The sequence below is a fragment of the Streptomyces mutomycini genome, assembly GCF_001700505.1.
Classification (GTDB): Bacteria; Actinomycetota; Actinomycetes; order Streptomycetales; family Streptomycetaceae; genus Streptomyces; species Streptomyces mutomycini.
This window is the reverse complement of the sequence record NZ_MAPV01000167.1, coordinates 1-21058: the sequence shown is the minus strand read 5'-3', so window position 1 is coordinate 21058 and position 21058 is coordinate 1. Positions and strand designations below refer to the sequence as shown.

Sequence of the window (21058 nt, the reverse complement as noted above, 5' to 3'; positions counted from 1 at the left end):
CCACCCGTCCGAGCCGCGGCCCCGACGCCGTGACCGCCATGGCCGCGGCATGCGCGGACCGGTCGCGCCGCCCCAGGTGCCGCTGTCCGTCAGCAGGGCCGAGAGCTTCCGCGACCTCGTCCAGGACTCGGTGGAGCGGCTGGAGCGCCGCTGGCCCCAGCTGACGGATGTCGACTTCCTGGTCCTCGACGTGCCGGGTTCGCTCGAGGAGACCGTGCCGCTGGGGCGCGCACTGCCCGCGGCGAAGGGGCAGCCCGCGCAGATCGTCGTCTACCGGCGGCCCGTCGAGATCCGTACCAAGAGCCGCGACGAGCGCGCCCTGCTGGTGCACGAGGTCGTGGTGGAGCAGGTCGCGGAGCTGCTCGGCCTCTCGCCCGAGTCGGTCGACCCGCGCTACGGGCAGGACTGAGGCCGCCCGCGGCGCCGGGCCTCAGTCGTCCAGGACCGACAGGTCCTGCTCCGTCGCCGGCACCTCGACCATGCCACCGTCGTCCGGCATCGTCTGCACGGTGAACATGCCGACTCCGCCCTCGGTGAGCGTGAGCGTGCGGGAGGCGTGCACCGGACCGCCCGACACGGTCTCCACCGTCAGGGCGTAGCCGCCCTTGAGACCGGCCGGGGTCCCGGGCGTGACCTGGAGCGTCGTGCCGCCCTTGACCGTGTACGTCTTGACGGTCGCCTCGCCGCCCCCGCTGCCCGCCGACGCGGTGACCTTGACCTCGGCCGTTCCGCCCGGGGCGGTCAGGGAGAGCACCGAACCCTTCGCCCTGTTGTCGGCCACGCTCGCCCGTTCTCCAACGGGGCCGGTCGCCGGGATGAAGGCGATCTCCTGCTTCGCGCCGGTGCCGCGCACCACGCGCAGCGCGGCCACCACCGGCGTGTTGCTGCCATCGACGGGGGACAGCCGGAGCGAGCCGGGCTCTCCCCGTGTGACGTTCTTGAGGTCGACGCTCGCGGTCATCTGCGACTTGATGTGCAGGGTGTCGTTCCCCGCCGGTGAGAACGCCCCGTTCTTGCCCAGGAGTTGTACCTTCACATCGGCGTCGTCCTCCCCGGGCGCGAAGGCGACCAGGCGTACGGAGGTGGCGTCGGCCGGGATCCCGGGCAGGACCTGGGTGCCCGCCGGGTCCTCGGAGGCGGCCAGCCAGTCGCTGCCCACCTCGTCCTCGGCTGCGCTCACGACCGCGCCGACGCGTCCCGTCCGGGTGGTGACGTGGACGGTCACGTTCTCGGCGGCCTCGCTGGTCAGGGTCGAGATCAGCAGGGGGACGCTCGACTTCGCGGGGACCGTGATGCCCTCCCCCGAATCGGACTCGAGGGGGCCCTCGGCGCCGTACAGCTCGATGTCGGCGACGGCGGCGGTGTCGTCGGGGTTGGTCAGGTGGACGTAGTCCTGGCGGGACTTCCCGGTGCTCGCGCCCGGGAACCAGAAGTCCGTGTCGGGGGCGGTGCAGCTGACGCCGAGCAGGCCACGGGCACCGCCCGCGGCGGCCGTGGTGGTCTGCTGGGCGGTCCAGCCCGGGGCGAACTTCCCGGTGGCCGTACCGACCAGTGCGGGGGCGCCGGAGTCGGAGGTGTCGGCGGATGCCGGCCTGCCGAGTTCCTTCAGGGAGACGACGGGCTTGCCGTCCGCCGCCTTCTCCTTGTCCCCGTCGTCCTTGCCGTCCTTCTCCTTGTCCGCCGCCGCTTCCTCGTCCGCCTGAAGGGCCTCGGCCGGCTTCAGTTCGGCGGCACCGGCCTCTCCGCCGCCCTTCCCGGCCGGGGTGAAGGACGTGTACGTCGTCTCCGCCAGATCGGACGTGCTCGGCGCCGGGCAGAGCAGGCTGGAGCGCTCGACCGGGAGCCGGGAAGCGGCCTTCGCCTCGGCCGGGCCCTCGTCGCCGGGCGCGGTGAGCGCGGCGAAACCGGTGACGGCGGAGAGGGCGACGACGCCCGCGATGAGGGACAGGGGGGTGGACTTCACTCGGACTCGCCTCGCGATGCGTTGCCGTTGCCGTTGCCGTTCGGCCACGGGCCCTGGCCCGGGGTCGCGTTCTCGTCGTGCCCGTCATGCCCGTCGTACGGGGCGGCTTCGCCCGTCCCCGTGGCGTAGGGCTGCTGCTGGGCGTCGTAGCCGTACGGGTCGTACGCGCCCTGCTGCTGGTACGGGTCCTGCTGGTAGGGATCGGCCTGGTAGTACTGGCCGGGGTCCTGCCCGCCCTGGTACTGGCCGTAGTCGGCGCCCTGGTACTGCTGCGCGTCCCACTCCCCGTAGTTCTGCTGCGGCACCGCCGCGTACGAACCGGTGCCGTCCTGGTCGCCCTGAACAGCCGCGTACGAACCGGTGCCGTCGTGGTCGCCCTGAACAGCCGCGTACGAACCGGTGCCGTCCTGGTGGTTCCCCGGACCCGCCGCGTACGGATCGGCGCTCTGCTGAGCCGGGATGTACTCTCCCGGCGCCTGCTCCGGAACACCGGGAGCCGCCTCGCCGTAGCCGGCCCTCGTGCCGCCCTCCGCGTACGCAGCGCCCGCGGGGTCCTCGCCCGCGGCCACCGCTTCCGCCTGCGCGGCCGCACGCAGCCTGCGTGCCCGGCGGCCCTCCCCGGCGACCGGCTCGGCCGCCACGGCCTCGGTCTCCTCGGGCAGGTCGTCGTCGATCTCCCGGCGCCGGCCCGGCAGTGCCAGCACCACCAGGACGACGAAGAGTGCCACCTGCGTCCAGACCCAGGCGGTGTGGGTGACGGGGGCGTCGTAGGTGAGGTCCAGCGTGCCACCCTCGGCAGGCAGCTCGAAACCCTGTGCCCAGCCGTCCACGGTCTTCGGGGTCAGCGCCCGGCCGTTCAGCGTGGCCTGCCAGCCCGCGTCCGCCGCGTCGGCGACGCGCAGTACCCGGCCCGGGTCACCTTCAGGGATCTCGGTGTGGGCCTCGACGGGCAGCGATCCGACCGGTACGGGCTCGGCGCCGGCGCCGGAGGGGACGATCGCTATACGGGACACCTGGCGGTCGACCCGCCACAGAGCGCTGCCGTCCAGCTGGCTGAGCCGGCTCAGGCCCGGGGTGGAGTCCAGCACCCGGCTCATCTGCCGGGGCGCCCCGTCCCGCACGAGGACGTAACGGATCGCGAAGCCGCTGAGCTGGCTGCCCTGGTCGGCGCCGGAGCCCGCGACCAGGTTGGCGACGACCTTGTCGAGGTGGCTGTTGCTGCCGCCGGCCTCGGTCAGCTCGGCGTCGCCCAGACGGGCGCCGGAGCCGCGGACCAGGGTGTAGGAGACGGCGGCCGGGGACGTGCCCCCGAGCACCAGGGTGCGGGCCTGGTCGCGGGTGCTGCTCTCCTCCGCGACGAAGGCGGGCACCTGCACCGGGTCACGGCGCTCCACGGGACCGGCGGCGCCGCCGATCATCCAGCCCGCCGCGGCCAGGACCGGGGCGAGCCCGGCGGCCAGGGCGATCAGCGCGGCGACCGGCTGACGCCAGCCGAAGCTCAGCGCGGCGACCCGTACCCGGGCCCCGTCCGCGCCGAGCAGGGCGGCGGCGAGCAGCGCGATGCCGTAGACGAGGGTGGCCGGCCCCGCCCAGGTGGAGCCGTTGGAGATCCCCGCGAAGACCAGGGAGACGAGCACGACGACCCAGGCGGTACGGATCGCGAACTGCCGCTCCCCGCGCAGCAGTGCGGCCAGCGCCGCCAGCACGATGCCCAGCAGGAGGACGCCGCCCGCGGCCTTGGGGCCGCCGGGGCTGATACCGAGCAGGTCGAGGGCGGACGCCGTGCCCGTGCCGATGTCGAGCCCGGCCTCCCTCAGGAAGCCGGACGGGCTGGTCAGCAGGGACAGCGACCAGGGCGCGAGGACGAGGATCGGGGTGCCGGCCGTGGCCAGGAAGCGCAGTCCGTACGCGGCGATGTCACTCCGGCGCAGCACGAGTACGCCGATGCCGAGGACCACCGCGAGTGGCCAGACGACCGGGGTGAAGGCCGTCGTGAAGGTGAGCAGCAGGGTGTATGCCCAGGTGGCGCGCCAACTGCCCCGCGCGGTGGAGCCGTCGCCCCGCAGCCCGTGCGCGGCGACGGCCGCGCGGGCGATCAGGGGCAGCAGGACGGCCAGGACGGCCGTGCCGAGACGTCCGGTGGCCAGCGCTCCGGTGGCGGCGGGCAGGAAGGCGTACGCGACGCTCGCCCAGGCCCGCAGGAGCCGGGACTCGATCAGCGGCCGGGAGGCGAAGTACGCGGTGAGCCCGGCGAGCGGGACCGAACAGACGAGCAGAAGGGTGAGCGCGAAGCCCGTGGAGCCGAGGAACAGCGCCGACAGTGCGGCGATCACGCCCAGGTAGGGAGGCGCGGACTGGGTTCCGCCGGTACCGACGGGGTGCCAGCCGTCCGCGTAGCGCCCCCAGAGGTCGGAGACGTCCGCGGGGGCGGGCAGCAGGGCACCACCTGCGAGGGCGCCGCTGGACAGGAGACCCCGGCAGGCCACCAGTGAGATGAGAAGGAGGAGGGCGAAGAGCACGGGGCCCGGCTTGCGGCCGACCTTCTTGAGCCGGGCGAACTGTTCGATCTCCAGGAAGTCGGCGTCGTCGCCGCCGGGCCCCGACTCGACCGCTCCGTGCCGTGAACCGCCGGAGTCGGATTCGGTTCGGTTGCCGAAATTGCCCGCGATCTGTTCGACGGTGGCGCGGACCGTGGCGCCCGGCGGCGGGAACAGCGACCGCAGCTCGGCCGCGTCCACCACTCCTCTGCCGCGCGCGCGGCGGGCGGCGATGATCCTCCCGGGACGCAGCAGCGTGCCGAAGAGCCCGGCGACCTCGTCGAGCGCCTGTCCGGGCACCTTGCCGACCAGATAGGCGAGGGTGCGCACGAGGGTGCCGACGAGAAGGCGTAGCAGGGCCCACGGCAGCTGCCTGCCGTGGGCGTTGACGAGCATCGTGTAGACGGCGCCCGCCTTGTCGACGCGGTGCGGGCTGGTGACGGAACGTCCGGCGCAGTCGATGGGGCGGCGTTCCCTGGCGGAGGCCTCCGCGTGCCGCAGGACCGCGTCGGGCGCGACGAGCACCCGGTGGCCGGCCATGTGGGCGCGCCAGCAAAAATCAACGTCGTCACGCATCAGCGGGAGCCTGCGGTCGAAGCCGCCGAGTTCCTCCCAGACGTCGCGGCGCACCAGCATGCCGGCGGAGGAGACGGAGAGCACCGTACGGACCTGGTCGTGCTGGCCCTGGTCCTGCTCGCGGCGGTCCAGCCCGGTCCAGCGGCGTCCGCTGTTGGCGATGGAGACGCCGACCTCGAGGAGTTGCTTGCGGTCGTACCAGCCCCGCAGCTTCGGTCCGACTATCGCGGCGTGCTTGTCGTTGTCGACGACGCGGAGCATCTCGGCGAGCGCGTCCGGCTCGGGGGCGCTGTCGTCGTGCAGCAGCCAGAGCCACTGGACGGGTTCGCCGTGCGGAAGCTCCGGCAGGTCGTAGGCGTCGTCACGCCAGCTCCGGGTGACCGGGTCCCAGCCGCTGGGGCGCTTCAGGTACGGCAGGTCGTCGGGGGTGAGGACCCCGGCGGTGCGGGTGGCCTCCTCCACGGCGGTGCCGAAGCTCGTGCGCCGCGCCAGATGGAGGACGCGCTCACCGCCGAGCGCCTCGGTGACCAGGCGGGCGGAGTCGTCGGCGCTGCCGGTGTCGGCGGCGACGACGTTCTGTACGGGACGCTCCTGCCCGAGCAGTCCGCCTAGCACGCGGGGCAGCCAGCGTGCGCCGTCGTGCGAGACGAGCACGGCGGTGACGACGTGCCGGGGGAACTCTGGGGCGGCGGCCTCGTTCGGCGCCGTCGAGTGGCTGTGCACGGACATCGGGGTAGGGGCCCTCCGGCCGGGTCCGGAGGGGGGTCCCCCCGGGGGCTGCATCGGTGTACACGCGCGCCCCGGCGGGGCGTTGGCGCGTCTCTCGGACGGGGCCCCACACTAACGGTACGGATGTCCGCCCCGCGCCGAGCGGTTGACCGGCGGGAACCGGAGGCGGCCGAAGGCGCCGGAGACGGCCTGACACACCGATGGCCCGGGGGCGGGGCAGGCGGCGTCAGATGGCGGCCTTCTTCAGGCGGCGCCGCTCACGCTCGGAGAGACCGCCCCAGATCCCGAACCGTTCGTCGTTGTTGAGGGCGTACTCGAGGCATTCCGAACGGACTTCGCAGGCGAGACAGACCTTCTTGGCCTCGCGGGTGGAGCCGCCCTTCTCAGGAAAGAAGGACTCGGGGTCGGTCTGGGCGCACAGCGCGCGCTCCTGCCAGCCGAGTTCCTCGTCCGCGTCCTCGACCAGCAGTTGCTGGAACAGCTCGGTCATGTGCGCCCCTCGTCTGTCTCTTGCGTCCCCGTGATGCGGCCGTTATCGGTGCGGCCGAACGACACGAGTGAAATTACAAGTGTGTAGCTTCGGGCCAGTCAAGCGAAGATCTGCTATTGGCCTCGGTATTCACTCTGCGGAACCAAGCGTATGCGGAAAGTACCCAAATCGCCAAAAATCTGACATATGCCACCGGTGTCGCCCGCCGACGCTTCTCACTGAGCGAGACGAGCGAGACCGCCCCGATGTTTCGATTTGATCACCGAAGCGACCAAGATCACAGTAAGGTCACGAGCCCTCAACCGCGTTTACGGACACAGTTGATGCGCACCTTGCCTCTCTCGTGGCGGCTAAAACCTTTCTCCACCATCGACAACCGGATGGAGTGAAACAATGCCGTCAAATCGGGCATTGGGTTGACAGGAGGCGGACCCAGCCGGTCTCCTTAATCGCATGCAAGCGACCGCAGTGATGTACACGACCCACGCCCGTGGGTTCCGTACGGCTGTCCAGGCTCGCTGTTGCTGTTCCAGCTGTCACAGCTGTTGAAGCCCTGCGCTCCAGCTCTGATCCAGCTTCGTTTCACCGGATTCCGGTCTCCGCGTCACACCCCCCGCACGCGCATCCACCTGCCGAGGAACCACCGCACCCATGAACAGCGACAGCGACCTTTCGATCGCCGGCGACATCCTTGAGGTCCAGCACCTTCTGCAGCCGGCCAGCCCTCACCCCTCCACCGTGGCCGGGTTCGCCGGACTCGCCCGCTCCATCGCCGCCGACCGCTCCTGGTGGGCCCCGCTCGTCCGGTACGACACCACCACCCGCTGGTACCACCGGCTGCAGACCGTTCCCCAGGCTCTCGGCTCCGCTCGACCGGGGGAGGCCCCGATCGGCTACGAGGTATGGCTGCTCAGCTGGGTCCCCGGCCAGGGCAGCGGACTCCATGACCACGGACTCTCGTCCGGCGTACTCACGGTCCTGGACGGCGAGTTGACCGAACGCACTGTGCGCGGCGCGCAGTCACTGGGCTCGGGCACCCAGCGCGTCTTCGCCCCGGGCTACGTCCACGAGGTCGTCAACGACTCCCTGGAACCCGCCGTCAGCCTGCACGTCTACTTCCCCGGCCTGACCGACATGCCGATGCATGCGGCCCAGTGCGCTCCGGCCACCCAGGACGCCGTACCGGCCTGACAGCCGGCAACCGGTGACCGGCACGTCCCACCCGTCGCCCGCCACCACCCCCACAAGGATCAGGCTCCGCCTGACAGACTGTTGGTATGCGCATTGTGGTTCTGGCCGGCGGTATCGGTGGTGCTCGTTTCCTGCGTGGCCTCAAACAGGCCGCGCCCGACGCGGACATCACGGTGATCGGCAACACCGGCGACGACATCCATCTGTTCGGACTGAAGGTCTGCCCCGACCTCGACACCGTGATGTACACCCTCGGCGGTGGCATCAACGAGGAGCAGGGCTGGGGGCGTACCGACGAGAGCTTCCGGGTCAAGGACGAACTCGCCGCGTACGGCGTGGGCCCCGAGTGGTTCGGTCTGGGCGACCGTGACTTCGCGACCCACATCGTCCGTACGCAGATGCTCGGCGCGGGCTATCCGCTGAGCGCGGTCACCGAAGCCCTGTGCGCGAGGTGGAAGCCGGGGGTCCGGCTGATCCCGATGTCCGACGACCGCGTCGAGACGCACGTGGCGGTGGACGTCGACGGCGAGAGCAGGGCCGTGCACTTCCAGGAGTACTGGGTGAAGATGCGCGCCTCCGTGGCCGCACAGGCCGTGGTGCCGGTGGGAGCGGAGCAGGCCAAGCCCGCGCCGGGCGTTCTGGAAGCCATCGCCGAGGCCGACGTCATCGTCTTCCCTCCGTCGAACCCCGTCGTGTCCGTGGGCACCATCCTCGCCGTTCCGGGCATCCGGGAGGCGATCGCCGAAGCCGGGGTCCCCGTCGTCGGGCTCTCCCCCATCGTCGGCGACGCGCCCGTGCGGGGCATGGCCGACAAGGTGCTGGCCGCGGTGGGCGTCGAGTCCACCGCCGCGGCCGTCGCCCGGCACTACGGTTCGGGTCTGCTCGACGGCTGGCTCGTCGACACCGTGGACGCCGGAGTGGTCGACGAGGTCGAAGCGGCGGGTATCCGCTGCCGCGCCGTCCCGCTGATGATGACGGACGTGGACGCCACCGCAGAGATGGCCCGGCAGACCCTGGCGCTGGCCGAAGAGGTACGGGCATGAGCGGCGCGCCGGCCGGCGGGGCGCCCTCGTACCGGGTGTGGGCCCTGCCCGGGATCCCCGAGGTGCGGGAGGGCGACGACCTCGCGAAGCTGATCGCCACGACGGAGCCGGGCCTGGTGGACGGCGACGTCCTGCTGGTCACCTCGAAGATCGTCTCCAAGGCGGAGGGCCGGATCGTCGAGGCCACCGACCGGGAGGCGGCGATCGACGCGGAGACCGTCCGGGTGGTCGCGCGGCGCGGGACGCTCAGGATCGTGGAGAACCGGCAGGGACTGGTCATGGCCGCTGCCGGGGTCGATGCCTCGAACACCCCGGCCGGGACGGTCCTGCTGCTGCCCGAGGACCCGGACGCATCGGCCCGGGCGATCCGGACCGGTCTGCGGGACGCGCTCGGGGTCGAGGTCGGCGTCGTCGTCACGGACACCTTCGGCCGTCCCTGGCGCAACGGCCTCACGGACGTGGCCATCGGGGCCGCCGGGGTCAGGGTGCTGGACGACCTCCGGGGAGGCACCGACGGACACGGCAATCCGCTGAGCGCCACCGTCGTGGCCACGGCGGACGAACTGGCCGCGGCCGGTGACCTGGTGAAGGGCAAGGCCTCCGGTCTGCCGGTCGCGGTGGTGCGCGGTCTCCCCCATGTGGTGGCGGACTCCGGCACGTCCGAGGACGAAGGCGCCCGGGCGATGGTGCGGGTGGCGGCCGACGACATGTTCCGGCTGGGTACGTCCGAGGCGGTGCGGGAAGCCCTGCATCTCCGGCGCACGGTGCGGGAGTTCACCGACGAGCCGGTGGACGCCGGGGCGGTACGGCGTGCGGTGGCGGCGGCGGTCACGGCCCCCGCACCCCACCACACGACACCGTGGCGGTTCGTGCTGCTGGAGTCCCGGGCCGCTCGGACCCGGCTGCTGGATGCCATGCGGGACGCGTGGATCGCGGATCTGCGCCGGGACGGGCGCAGCGAGGAGTCGGTGGCCAAGCGGGTGCGCCGGGGCGACGTCCTGCGCAACGCGCCGTACCTCGCGGTGCCGTGCCTGGTGATGGACGGCTCGCACACCTACGGGGACGAACGCCGGGACGCCGCGGAGCGCGAGATGTTCGTGGTCGCGGCCGGTGCGGGCGTGCAGAACTTCCTGGTCGCCCTGGCGGGTGAGCGGCTCGGCTCGGCGTGGGTGTCGTCGACGATGTTCTGCCGGTCCGTGGTGCGTGAGGTCCTGGACCTGCCGGACTCCTGGGATCCGCTCGGCGCGGTGGCCGTGGGACACCCGAAGGTGGCACCGCCGGCGCGGGCCGCCCGGGACGCGGGGGCGTTCATCACCGTGCGCTGAGCAGTGCGCCGAGTAGTGCGCCGAGTAGTGCGCTGAGCAGTGCGCCGAGGCCCACGGACTACAGCCGGGCGATGTCGCGCGGCGTCATCTTGGGTGCACGGCGCGCCGGGGTGCGGCCCGACAGCATGATCAGTCGGGTCGCCCGGTGGCGCTGGCCCTCGTACGGGGCGAGGAGCGCCAGCATCTCCTCGTCGTCGGCGTTCCTGTTGCCCGCGAGCGCGTGTCCGACGATGCCCGGAAGGTGGAGGTCGCCGACCGTCACCGCGTCCGCCGCGCCGTTCGAGCGCTGCAGGGTCTCCGCCGCGGTCCACGGCCCGATGCCCGGGATCAGCTGCAGCCGTTCCATCGCCGCGGGGAGCTCCATCGCGGCAGCCTCCTCCATGCGCCGGGCCACCCGGACCGCGCGCAGGATCGTGGCGGAGCGCTTCGCGTCCACGCCCGCGCGGTGCCACTCCCAGGACGGGATCAGCGACCAGGTCCTGGCGTCCGGCATGACGTACAGGCCGTACGAGCCGAACGCCGCGTCGGCGGGGCCGGGGGCGGGGGTGCCGTAGGTGCGGAGCAGCAGCCGCCAGGCGCGGTAGGCCTCGTCGGTGGTGACCTTCTGTTCCAGGATCGACGGGATCAGGGACTCCATGACCAGCCCGGTGCGCAGCAGGCGCAGCCCGGGCCGGCGGTGCCGGGTCACGGCGAGCAGCCGGTGGCGCGGGTGGAAGTCGTCCGGGACGTCGTCGGCGCCGAGCAGCGCCGGGAGCCCGTCCAGCAGCCACTGCGCGCCGGGCCCCCAGGCCGCCGCCGAGACCCGGCCGTCTGGGGACGCGGAGACGCGGAGGCTGCCGGGACCGGCCGGGGTGCGGGTCGCCCGCCAGTGGGTTCCGTCGGGCAGCGCCCGGTAGGCGGGGTCCGCCGGGCCGCGGCGCAGCGGGCTCAGCACGAGCCGCAGGTCGAGCGGGCCCGGTGGCGCCCAGGTCCGGGTCAGTGCCGGGGCGGGCGTGTCCGTGACCACCGGCTCCTGCCGGGGCACGACGGTGGTGCGGGGTACGAAGCGTCCTGCCACGGGTGAGGTCCTCGGTCGTCGGGGGTGCCTATCGAGGGTAAGGCCGACGCGGACCGTACACCGGATGAAGCCGGCCACGCGGCGGCCGGCACCGACCGCGCACCGGGCGGTGGGGACTGCTCACCGGCTGGACGGGGGACCGCTCACTGGTCGGACGAAAAGCGGACCGAGGCGTCCGGGAGGACCGCGCCGCACCAGACGCGGATCCCCTCGCGCAGTTCGTTGTCGGCGCCGATCTGGGCGCCGTCTCCGATCACCGCACCCGTGAGGACCGAACGGCTGCCGATCCGGGCACCGGCTCCGACGAGCGAGTCGGTGACCACCGCGCCCGGTTCGACGACGGCGCCGTCCAGCACGGTGGAGCCCGAGATCCTGGCGCCCTCGCCGATCCGCGCGCCCTCGCCGACGACCGTACCGCCGGTGAGCTTGGCGTCGACGGCCACGGATGCGGTGGGCAGGACGAGCCGGTCGCCGCAGCGGCCGGGGACCGCGGGGGACGGGGCGCGGCCGAGGACCAGGTCGGCCGAGCCGCGGACGAACGCCTGCGGGGTACCGAGGTCCAGCCAGTACGTGGAGTCCACCATGCCCTGGAGATGGGCGCCGGAGGCCAGCAGTCCGGGGAAGGTCTCGCGCTCCACGGAGACCGGCCGGCCGGCCGGAATCGTGTCGATGACCGACCGGCGGAAGACGTACGCCCCCGCGTTGATCTGGTCGGTGACTATCTCCTCGGGTGTCTGCGGCTTCTCCAGGAAGGCAGTCACCCGGCCGGTGGCGTCCGTCGGCACGAGCCCGAAGGCGCGCGGGTCCTCCACCCGGGTGAGGTGCAGGGAGACGTCCGCCCCGGAGGTGGCGTGCGCTGCGACCAGGGCCCTGATGTCGAGGCCGGTGAGGATGTCCCCGTTGAAAACGATGACGGGTTCGTCCGGCCCCGAGGCCAGCCGCGACGCGACGTTCCGGATGGCCCCGCCGGTGCCGAGGGGTTCGTCCTCGGTGACGTACTCGATGGAGAGGCCGAGCGACGAACCGTCACCGAAGTACGGTTCGAACACCTCCGCCAGGTAGGACGTCGCGAGCACGATGTGCTCCACCCCGGCCGCCCGGGCACGCGCCAGCTGGTGCGTGAGGAACGGCACCCCCGCCGCCGGAACCATCGGCTTGGGGGTGTGCACCGTGAGCGGGCGCAGCCGGGTGCCCTTGCCACCGACCAGGAGGATCGCTTCTTTTGCCTCTGTCACAGCACCGTCTCTGCTTCCTGCTGGGGCCGGGCCTCGTTTCGGCTGGCCAGTGTATGCAGACCGTGCGGGGCCCCCCGGTCAGCGGCCCTGCAGCTTCGCCGAAGTGGTCCGGGCACTGCCGAGCTTCTTGTAGAGACGGATTCCGGGGCATTCGGTTGCGAAGCCGTCGCGGTGACCCGAGATGACGTTGAGTCTGGCCTTCGCACCCTTCTTGTACTTGCCGCTCCCGCCGGAGACGAGTGTGACCTTTCCCTTGGGATTGCGGCCGAACAGGCCGAGCTTCCAGGCGGTGAGCTTGGCGATCGCCGTGACAGCGGCGGCGGGCGGGTTCTTCGAGCTGTACGACCCGAGGACCGCGATGCCCATGCTGTTCGTGTTGAACCCGAGGGTGTGCGCTCCGAGGACCGCCTTCGTCACGCCCCCCGCACGCCCTTCGTAGATCTTTCCGCACTTGTCGACGGCGAAGTTGTAGCCGAAGTCGCGCCAGCCGCTGCTCTTGACGTGGTAGCGGTAGATGCTGCGCAGGACGGACGGCGCCTGGGCGCAGGTGTAGTTGTTGCCGGTGGCGCTGTGGTGGACGAACGCCGCCTTGACGGTCGAGGTGTAGGCGAAGGTGCGCTCCCGCAGGCTCTCGTCGGCGCCCCAGCCCTTGCGCGTGACGATCCCCGGGCGCGGTCCCACGAAGGGCTTGGCGCCCGCGCCGACGACCGCCTGCTCCTCCGACTCGGCCTTGCTCAGCGGAGCGATCTCGCTGGCGCCCAGCGGGGCGAGGTCGGCGTTGACCGCGGAGCTCTCGGCCGCGGCCACGGTGAGACCGGCGGACTCCGGGAGCGGGCCCGGCTGGGCGGCCGTGGCGGGCGTCGCGGTCCCGGGCGACGGGGTGCCGGCGGTGACGGCGGACGAGGTGCCCGGTTCAGGGGTGTCCTCCGCGCGCGGCTCCACCGGGTCCTCGCCCGGGTCGACGAGCTCCACCTGGAGGCCTGCGGGGAGGGGCGAGGCGTCGGGGGCGCCGCCGCCTCGCGGTCCGTCGCTCCCGGACCGCACGCGTACGTCGATGCCGTCCGAGTCGCCGACCCAGAGGGGAGCGGTGGAGCCCCGCACCCTGCCGGAATCCCGTTCGGGGCTGCCGGAGTCGGCGGCGTGGTCGGTGTTGTGGGTCTCCAGGGACTGCCAGCCCGACCACCTGGCGGTGCCGGTCGCACGGGTGCGGACCTGGACGGTGCCGTGCAGTTCGGCGTCGGCGTCGTCCCAGATCACGCCCACGAGTGAGAAGCGGTGGGCGTCACGCCGGAGCAGTCCTTGTGCGGCCGGGGGCGTCATGGATTCGGTGGGTTCTCCGGTGGTCCGGGGTGCCGCGTCGGCGAGCGGGAGGGTGAGTGCCGTCGCGCAGGTGACGCCGATGGAGGTTGCAAGAAGTGCACGCATACAGGAAATCCTTGACAGAATCCGGCATTCCCGGCTACTGGAGTAAAGCCGCCTCCAGCTGACGCACCGTCTGCCGAACCGGTGTACGGGGCACCCGTCACCCCGGCCGGCCGGCGGACGCCGCGTACCCTTGCGCGGATGAACGCCAGTGATCGCACCCCTGCCGACCTGCTGCGATCCGCGCTCGCCGCGGACCCCGGCCGCCCCCTCGTCACCTTCTACGACGACGCAACCGGAGAGCGCGTCGAACTGTCGGTGGCCACCTTCGCCAATTGGGTGGCCAAGACCGCCAACCTGCTCCAGGGCGACCTGGCCGCGGAGCCGGGCGACCGGCTCGCTCTGCTGCTCCCCGCCCACTGGCAGTCGGCCGTCTGGCTCCTCGCCTGCTCGTCGGTGGGCGTCGTCGCCGAGGTGCAGGGCGACCCGGCGTCGGCCGATCTGGTGGTGAGCGGGCCGGACACGCTCGACCGGGCACGGGCCTGCCGTGGCGAGCGGGTCGCGCTGGCCCTGCGGCCCATGGGCGGACGCTTCCCGCAGCCGCCCGAGGGGTTCGCGGACTACGCGGTGGAGGTGCCGGGCCAGGGCGACCGCTTCGCTCCGTACGCCCCGGTGGACCCCGCGGCATCCGCGCTGACCGTCGGCGGCGCCGTCCTGACGGCGGACCAACTGGTGGCGCGGGCCCGCGAGGACGCGGACCGGCTGGGACTCGGCCCGGGTTCCAGGCTGCTGACGGGGCGTACGTACGACACCTGGGAGGGCCTGTCGGCCGGGCTCTTCGCACCGCTGGCCGCCGGGGGCTCCGTGGTCCTGTGCCGTCACCTGGACCGGCTGGACGAGAACGCACTGGGCAAGCGCGTCGAGAGCGAGCGGATCACCGCCACCGCGGTATGACAAGCACGCCGAGCCACTCGTCCGGCCGATGACGGGCCGAGCCCCCGGGACTGAGCACCGGCGGCGGTACATGATCGTGCGGTAGCAAGCACCGTCGGGAACGCCGTCCGGATGCACAACCAAGCGTGAGGTTCAGCCGTCTACTTCTGCGACCGGCGGCCCATCGCGCCGCCGAACGTGAAGGATGGACGCAGACGTGAGCGACAGCCCCGGTACCCCGTCCGAGCCGGACCGCCCGGACCATCCGGCCGGGGGCGGGCCGGACGGACCGCAGGACGCTTCCGGGGCGGCCCCGCAGGACGACGCCTCCGCCGAGGGCCCCGGGGCCCGGGCGGCCGGCGACGGCGGAGCGGGGTCCGGGAACGACGGCGGCTCCGTGCCCGGGACCTGGGGCGAGCGTCCCGGGCGCGGACCGCGGGACGGCAGGAGCCACTGGCTCCGCTGGACCGCTCTCGGCGCCTCGTTCCTCGTGCTGGTGGCGGCCGGGGCCGGCTGGTGGCTGTACAAGAAACTCGACGGCAACATCACGACCGACACGGGCGCCGCAGCCGAGCTCAAGGCGTACGAGAAGGACCGGCCGCTGCCGATCGCGCGGGACGCCCGGAACATCCTGCTCATCGGCTCCGACACCCGCTCCGGGGAGAACAGCGCCTACGGGCGGGACGACGGCGGCAGCCAGCGCTCGGACACCACGATCCTGCTGCACCTGGCGGCGGACCGCCGGAGCGCGACGGCCGTGTCGATCCCCCGCGACCTGATGACCGAGATCCCGAGCTGCCACAAGGACGACGGCAAAGCCACGAAGAAGCAGTTCGCCCAGTTCAACTGGGCCTTCGAGCTCGGCGGCACGGCCTGCACGATCCGTACGGTCGAGAGGATGACGGGCATTCGCATCGACCACCACATGGTCGTCGACTTCAACGGCTTCAAGGACATGGTCGACGCCGTGGACGGCGTCGAAGTGTGCCTCAAGGAGCCGGTCGACGACGACGACGCCCATCTCAAGCTTCCCGCGGGCCGCCAGAAGCTGGACGGCGAGGAGGCCCTGGGATACGTACGGGCCCGCAAGTCGATCGGCGACGGCAGCGACACCGAGCGCATGGACCGTCAGCAGAAGTTCCTGGGGGCCCTCGTCAACAAGATGCAGAGCAACGGCGTGCTGCTGAACCCGACGCGGCTCTACCCGGTGCTCGACGCGGCGACCAAGTCGCTGACCACGGACCCGGGCCTCGACTCACTGAGGGATCTGTACGACCTGGTGCGCGGAATGCGGAACGTGCCGACGGAGAAGGTCCAGTTCCTGACTGTTCCCCGGAAGGGGTACCACCTCGATCCGAACCGCGACGAGCTCGTGCAGCCGGACGCGGAACAGCTGTTCACCCAGCTGCGCAAGGACGAGCCGGTGACCGTGGCCCCCGCCGACAGGAACAACGCCCGGGATTCACAGGCGGATCACAGCTCCGAGAAGGACACGTCCAGCCGGAAGCCCGGCGGTCCGGGCGGAAGCCCCACCCCCGCCCCCACCTATTCGGGATCGAACGCGGCGGACGACCCGTGCGGCTCGTAAAGCAATTCCCAAGCCATGAGCGGCAATCGGAGCGGAATAGGCGTAATGCCCGGTTGTAAAGAGCGTGGAATGTGTCACGCGCGCCCCCTGTGGCCGATTCCGCCGGATAGTGTGACGCGATCCGGCGCTCAAGGCCATCAGGCCGCGCGCGGCCGGAGCGAGCTGCCGAGCGCCCCGCAGGGGGCGCCTCGCGTGGCACCGACGGAGGATTCAGGCAACCGTGGACGCGCATAGCCGTGGGCGGGCGGACGAAATCGATCCCGCGGACCAGTGGGTGCTCGGCCCGCGGACCGGCACTTACGAATTGCGACGGAACCACTCCGGAGGAGAGTCGTCCGGCCTTTCCCGCGCACCGCACCGGTCCGGCGGCCGGAGTGAATTCGCGGCATCCCTCGGCGAGGTGCCCGCCCAGCGGACCAGCCGTCCCGCCGGGAAAGGCCGCGGCCAGGAGCCGCCGGACGCCCGCTGCCGCACGCAGTCGAAGCCACGGCGGAAGAGGGCCCTGCTGTGGACGGGCGGGGTCATGGCCTTCGTGATCGTCGCCGGGTCGGCGGGGGCCTACACGCTCTACCGGAAGCTCAACGGCAACCTCGACACCGTCGACGTCGGTGACGCGGGCAGCAGACACGTCTCGGCCGACGGTCCGCTCGACATCCTGATCATCGGCACGGACAAGCGGACCGGCGAGGACAACGAGGGCTACGGCGACAAGGGCAGCACGGGCCACGCCGACACCAGCATCCTCTTCCACGTCTCCGCCGACCGCACCAGCGCCACGGCGATGAGCATCCCCCGGGACCTGATGACGGACATCCCGGACTGCACCACCAGGCAGGCGGACGGTTCGCGGAAGGTCGTACCCGGCTCGCAGCACGTGCGCTTCAACGTCAGCCTCGGTCAGGAGGGACGCGACCCCGGCTGCACGATGCGGACGGTCAAGAAGATCACCGGCCTGCCGGTCGACCACTTCATGATGGTCGACTTCAACGCGGTCAAGACGCTCTCCACGGCCGTCGGCGGCGTCACGGTCTGCCTGGACAAGGCGGTCAGGGACCCCGACTCGCACCTCGACCTGCCGGCGGGCGAGTCCACGATCGAGGGGGAGGACGCGCTGGCCTTCGTCCGCACCCGGCACAGCTTCGGGAACCAGAGCGACCTCGACCGGATCAAGGTCCAGCAGCAGTTCATCGGCTCGATGATCCGTCGGATGAAGTCCGACGACACGCTGACCGACCCGGGCAGACTCTACGACCTCGCCGACGCGGCGACCGAGGCGCTCACCGTCGACTCCGGCATCGGGTCGATCAGTAAGCTGACCTCGCTCGCCCGGGAACTCGGCAGGATCGACACCAGGAACATCACCTTCGTCACCATGCCGGTGAAGGACAATCCGGCCGAGCCGACGCCGGTCACCGTGGTCGTGGATCCGCAGAAGTCGCAGCAGCTCTTCGCGATGATGCGCGCCGACACCTCCCTCACGGAGGTGCGGAAGAAGGAGCAGGCGGCGAAGAGCGAGCAGGAAGCGGTCCTCGGGGGGAGCAGGGCCGAAACCGCCGACATACGCGTCGACGTCCTCAACGGCGGCGACATCTCCGGCGCGGCGAGCTCGACCGTCACCTGGCTGCGGGACGAACAGGGTGTCCCGCAGTCGGTGAACATGGCGAACGCCCCGGCGAAGATCGAAAGAACGACGCTGGCGTACGCATCGGACCAGGGGGACCAGGCCCGCGCCCTCGCGGACATCATGGGCCTGCCCGCCACCGCGCTCAAGCAGGGGGCAGCAGGCACCGGGAGTCCTCAGGCGATGGTGCTGACCCTGGGAGCGGACTTCGAGGGCGTGGGGGTTCCCCTCACCGGTCCGGCGAAGGCGCCGGAAGACATACAGAGAGCAAGCGCCGACAAGGCGGAATGCGCGAAGTGACGACGGGTCGTCGCGCCACAGCTGAATTCAGAGCAGGGGGGTCCTGGTGGGACGGAGCAGCATGCGCGGGGAGGGGACACGGACGCGCGGCCGGCACGACGGGCCGCCGGGCACCGACGGAGGCGACGCGTCCGGCCGGACCGGGCGAAGCGGCCACGGCCGGCGGGAGCGGTCCGCCGCCGAGCCGGAGGGCGGACATCGCACCGGCGGGCCCAACCGCCGTGCCCGGCGGGCGGCCAAGGGCGGGAAGCGGCGCGTACTGCGCTGGGTGGCGTCCGTGCTCGCGCTGCTCATACTCGGCACCGGCGGCGCCGGTTACCTGTACTACAAGCACCTCAACGGCAACATCAGGAAGGAGGATCTGACCCTCGGCGACAAGGAGATGGCCGACCACAAGGCCAACGCCGCCGGACAGACTCCTCTGAACATCCTGCTCATCGGGTCCGACGCCCGGGACTCCGAGGCCAACCAGAAGCTGGGCGGCGCGAAGGACACCTTCGGCGGCACACCGCTCGCCGACGTGCAGATGCTGCTCCACCTCTCCGCGGACCGCAGCAACATCTCGGTCATCAGTATGCCGCGCGACACCATGCTGAAGATGCCCAAGTGCACCGACCCCGAGACCGGCGACGTGTACGAGGCCGGCACGGTCGACGTACAGACCAACGAGAGCCTGGGACGCGGCGGCCCCGGGTGCACGGTGGCCGCCTGGTACGAGCTGACCGGCATCACCATCGACCACTTCATGATGATCGACTTCGCGGGTGTGGTCTCCATGGCCGACGCGGTCGGCGGCGTGCCCGTCTGTGTCGACGCCAACGTCTACTCGCACACCAGCGACGGCAAGGGGTCCGGGCTGAAGCTGGAGAAGGGCACCACCTCGGTCAAGGGCGAGCAGGCCCTCCAGTGGCTGCGCACCCGCTACGGCTTCGAGGACAACACGGACCTCGGCCGGACCAAGGCCCAGCACCAGTACCTGAACTCGATGGTCCGCGAGCTGCGCAAGGGCACCAAGCTCACCGACCCCGGAAAACTGATGAACCTCGCCGAGGCGGCCACGAGCGCGCTGACGGTCGACAAGGGCCTCGACACCGTCAAGAAGCTGTACGACCTGGCCGAGGAGCTCAAGAAGGCGCCGACCGACCGCATCACCATGACGACCATGCCCAACGTCTACGGCACGGGGCAGTTCAGCGGCCGGGTGTACCCGAAGCCCGACGAGGCCGAGCAGGTCTTCCGGATGATCCGCGAGGACATCCCGCTGGACGGCAAGGCGTCCAAGCGCAAGACGCCCGTCGTCACGGACCCGGCCGCCCCGGACTCCGAGATCGCCGTCAGTGTGCGCAACGCGACCTCCACGGACACCCTCGGCCCGGCCCAGGGCCGGGCGAGCACGGTCAAGGAGCTGCTGACGGAGGCGGGCTTCGCCAGGGCCTCGGTCGATTCGCAGAACGTCGATCCGACAGCCAAAACCGGCATCCTGTATCCGAGCGCGGACCTGGAGGGCGACGCGCAGGCGGTCGCCAAGGCGCTCGGCATCCCGGTGTCCCAGGTGAAGAAGTCGACCGGCGTCTCGGGTGTCGTCCTGGCCGTGGGAGCTGACTGGCGCAAGGACGAGGCGTACCCGGCGAAGGCCGCGGAGGAGAAGACCCCGGACTCCGCCAACCCGCTGAACGGCGCGAACGAGAAGGCGTGCATGAAGGTGAACCCGGGCTTCACCTTCTGACGTACGCGGACGGGGAAGGGCCCCGCCGCGGGGCGGGGCCCTTCCTTGTCCGTGAGGCTCTGCGCGTGAGCCACGCGCGTCCCGCTCCGGCCGTACGGCCCTATTCGTAAGGCTCTGCGCCTGCGACTGTCAGGCCGTCTGCTCCCGGACGGCCGGGCGGCGGCTGGCGATGACCTTCTTCGCCAGCGAGCGGGGGCTGGTCAGAAAGCCGTACCCCCACGACATGTGCATGGTGGCCAGGGCGACCGGGATCTGCGCCCGGGCCTTCAGCGACAGGCCCTTCCCGGCGGGCAGCGAACCGGCGACGATCGCCGCGGCGTAGCCGGCCGGAACGACGAACGCCCACGGGGTGACTGCGGCACCCACGACGACGCCCGCCGCTATCGCGCAGACCGCGGCCGGCGGGGCGAGGTAGCGCAGGTTGATCGAGCCGGAGTGGTAGCGGGCCACGACGTGGCGCCAGCGGCCGTACTCCTTGTACTGCTTGGAGAGGGCCCGGACGCTGGGCCGGGGACGGTACTGCACCTTCAGCTCCGGCGAGAACCAGATCAGGCCGCCCGCCTCGCGGATACGGAAGTTCAGCTCCCAGTCCTGGGCGCGGACGAACTCCACGTTGTAGCCCCCGGCACGCTCCAGCGCCTCGCGGCGGAAGACCCCCAGATACACGGTCTCGGCCGGGCCCGCCTTCCCACCGGTGTGGAAGGCCGCGTTGCCGACGCCGATCTTCGACGTCATCGCGGCGGCGACGGCGTCCTCCCAGGCGTTCTCACCCTCGGCGTGCATGATGCCGCCGACGTTCTGCGCGCCGGTCTCCTCCAGGAGCCGCACGGCGGTCGCGATGTAGTTCGGCGAGAGCATGCCGTGGCCGTCGACCCGTACCACGATCGGGTGATGTGATGCCTTGATCGCGGCGTTGAGCGCCGCGGGGGTGCGGCCGGTCGGGTTGGGGACCGTGTGGACGCGGGCGTCCTCCCGGACCAGCTCGGCAGCGATCTCGTCCGTACGGTCGTTCGAGGGGCCGAGGGCGATCACCACCTCCATCTCACCGGCGTACTCCTGCTCCAGGATGTGCCGGACCGAGTTCCTGAGATGGCGTTCCTCGTTGAGCACCGGCATGATCACGGAGACGGCGGGGTACTGCGCGGCAGACATGTGGTCCTCGGGGGTCCTCGGGGGCGCCGGGCTACCGGGGGATGTCGCACCCCAGGTGGCGGCGTGATTCGGCCGCCACGTTACCGCGAACGGGGGAAAGCGGCGCGCGCCGCCGGACCTCGTCCCGGTCCGCAGATCGTATGGGCCTACCGTGCGAAAGTCCTACTCGCACCGCGGAGGTGTCCCTCGTGCCCACGCCGCACCGATCGCCCCGTCCCCCGCACCCCCGC

Annotated in this window: 15 protein-coding genes; 8 read left to right on the top strand and 7 right to left on the bottom strand. The window is 71.8% G+C overall.

The features are described from left to right. A partial coding sequence (locus BFF76_RS23145; RefSeq protein ID WP_079122468.1) for a metallopeptidase family protein occupies window positions 1-409 on the top strand: 409 nt, incomplete at its 5' end. A 21-nt stretch (window positions 410-430) separates the two neighbouring features. Here BFF76_RS23145 and BFF76_RS23140 read toward each other — a convergent pair. The 3 genes from BFF76_RS23140 to BFF76_RS23130 all read right to left on the bottom strand — a co-directional run bounded on the left by BFF76_RS23140 (window position 431) and on the right by BFF76_RS23130 (window position 6295). Further along, window positions 431-1963 (bottom strand): DUF5719 family protein, encoded by a 1533-nt coding sequence (locus tag BFF76_RS23140; protein ID WP_065848987.1) that lies wholly within the window; start codon window positions 1961-1963, stop codon window positions 431-433. Next, the gene (locus BFF76_RS23135; protein ID WP_065848986.1) at window positions 1960-5805 is read right to left on the bottom strand and encodes a glycosyltransferase; all 3846 of its coding nucleotides are present in this window, start codon (window positions 5803-5805) and stop codon (window positions 1960-1962) included. Before BFF76_RS23135 ends, BFF76_RS23140 begins: the two co-directional genes overlap by 4 nt. A 226-nt stretch (window positions 5806-6031) precedes the next feature. Then, window positions 6032-6295, bottom strand: coding sequence for a WhiB family transcriptional regulator (locus BFF76_RS23130; protein WP_031093859.1), 264 nt, complete (start codon window positions 6293-6295; stop codon window positions 6032-6034). 651 nt (window positions 6296-6946) lie between these two features. On the opposite strand from BFF76_RS23130, the gene BFF76_RS23125 reads away from it, so the two are divergent. The 3 genes from BFF76_RS23125 (at window position 6947) to BFF76_RS23115 (ending at window position 9854) form a co-directional block, all read left to right on the top strand. Continuing rightward, window positions 6947-7486, top strand: a complete 540-nt coding sequence (locus BFF76_RS23125) for a cysteine dioxygenase (protein WP_065848985.1) — start codon at window positions 6947-6949, stop codon at window positions 7484-7486. Between the two features lie 86 nt (window positions 7487-7572). Further along, window positions 7573-8529 (top strand): 2-phospho-L-lactate transferase, encoded by a 957-nt coding sequence (gene cofD / locus BFF76_RS23120; protein ID WP_053929172.1) that lies wholly within the window; start codon window positions 7573-7575, stop codon window positions 8527-8529. Beyond that, window positions 8526-9854: a coenzyme F420-0:L-glutamate ligase gene (locus BFF76_RS23115; RefSeq protein WP_031093854.1), complete on the top strand. Its 1329-nt coding sequence runs from the start codon at window positions 8526-8528 to the stop codon at window positions 9852-9854. The genes cofD and BFF76_RS23115 overlap by 4 nt, the downstream gene beginning before the upstream one ends. Before the next feature lie 58 nt (window positions 9855-9912). Here BFF76_RS23115 and BFF76_RS23110 read toward each other — a convergent pair whose 3' ends face one another. From BFF76_RS23110 to BFF76_RS23100, 3 genes are all read right to left on the bottom strand, one after another. Beyond that, a complete protein-coding gene (locus tag BFF76_RS23110; RefSeq protein ID WP_065848984.1) occupies window positions 9913-10911 on the bottom strand; it encodes a DNA-3-methyladenine glycosylase family protein in 999 nt (332 codons plus the stop codon). A gap of 143 nt (window positions 10912-11054) precedes the next feature. Beyond that, window positions 11055-12146, bottom strand: a complete 1092-nt coding sequence (gene manB / locus BFF76_RS23105) for a mannose-1-phosphate guanylyltransferase (RefSeq protein ID WP_065848983.1) — start codon at window positions 12144-12146, stop codon at window positions 11055-11057. A 78-nt stretch (window positions 12147-12224) separates the two neighbouring features. After that, window positions 12225-13571: an N-acetylmuramoyl-L-alanine amidase gene (locus tag BFF76_RS23100; protein ID WP_065848982.1), complete on the bottom strand. Its 1347-nt coding sequence runs from the start codon at window positions 13569-13571 to the stop codon at window positions 12225-12227. 138 nt (window positions 13572-13709) lie between these two features. On the opposite strand from BFF76_RS23100, the gene BFF76_RS23095 reads away from it, so the two are divergent. From BFF76_RS23095 to BFF76_RS23080, 4 genes are all read left to right on the top strand, one after another. Next, window positions 13710-14462 (top strand): TIGR03089 family protein, encoded by a 753-nt coding sequence (locus BFF76_RS23095; RefSeq protein ID WP_031093845.1) that lies wholly within the window; start codon window positions 13710-13712, stop codon window positions 14460-14462. A gap of 184 nt (window positions 14463-14646) precedes the next feature. After that, on the top strand, window positions 14647-16029 hold the full coding sequence (locus tag BFF76_RS23090) for an LCP family protein (protein ID WP_065848981.1): 1383 nt from the start codon (window positions 14647-14649) through the stop codon (window positions 16027-16029). Between the two features lie 220 nt (window positions 16030-16249). Further along, window positions 16250-17950 carry an LCP family protein gene (locus tag BFF76_RS23085; RefSeq protein ID WP_079122467.1) on the top strand — a complete coding sequence of 567 codons (1701 nt, stop codon included), beginning with the start codon at window positions 16250-16252 and terminating at the stop codon, window positions 17948-17950. 61 nt (window positions 17951-18011) lie between these two features. Next, entirely contained in the window at window positions 18012-19676 is a 1665-nt protein-coding gene (locus BFF76_RS23080; protein ID WP_381824551.1) for an LCP family protein, read from the top strand. A 129-nt stretch (window positions 19677-19805) separates the two neighbouring features. On the opposite strand, the gene BFF76_RS23075 is transcribed toward BFF76_RS23080, so the two are convergent. Then, window positions 19806-20828 carry a glycosyltransferase family 2 protein gene (locus BFF76_RS23075; protein ID WP_031093839.1) on the bottom strand — a complete coding sequence of 341 codons (1023 nt, stop codon included), beginning with the start codon at window positions 20826-20828 and terminating at the stop codon, window positions 19806-19808. Window positions 20829-21058: the final 230 nt, after the last annotated feature.

Coding starts and splice junctions, on each gene's coding strand:
- BFF76_RS23090 (WP_065848981.1), top strand. CDS start 14,647: ATGGACGCAGACGTGAGCGACAGCCCCGGTACCCCGTCCGAGCCGGAC.
- BFF76_RS23130 (WP_031093859.1), bottom strand. CDS start 6,295: ATGACCGAGCTGTTCCAGCAACTGCTGGTCGAGGACGCGGACGAGGAA.
- cofD (WP_053929172.1), top strand. CDS start 7,573: ATGCGCATTGTGGTTCTGGCCGGCGGTATCGGTGGTGCTCGTTTCCTG.
- BFF76_RS23125 (WP_065848985.1), top strand. CDS start 6,947: ATGAACAGCGACAGCGACCTTTCGATCGCCGGCGACATCCTTGAGGTC.
- BFF76_RS23095 (WP_031093845.1), top strand. CDS start 13,710: ATGAACGCCAGTGATCGCACCCCTGCCGACCTGCTGCGATCCGCGCTC.
- BFF76_RS23135 (WP_065848986.1), bottom strand. CDS start 5,805: ATGTCCGTGCACAGCCACTCGACGGCGCCGAACGAGGCCGCCGCCCCA.
- BFF76_RS23100 (WP_065848982.1), bottom strand. CDS start 13,571: ATGCGTGCACTTCTTGCAACCTCCATCGGCGTCACCTGCGCGACGGCA.
- BFF76_RS23080 (WP_381824551.1), top strand. CDS start 18,012: ATGCGCGGGGAGGGGACACGGACGCGCGGCCGGCACGACGGGCCGCCG.
- BFF76_RS23075 (WP_031093839.1), bottom strand. CDS start 20,828: ATGTCTGCCGCGCAGTACCCCGCCGTCTCCGTGATCATGCCGGTGCTC.
- BFF76_RS23115 (WP_031093854.1), top strand. CDS start 8,526: ATGAGCGGCGCGCCGGCCGGCGGGGCGCCCTCGTACCGGGTGTGGGCC.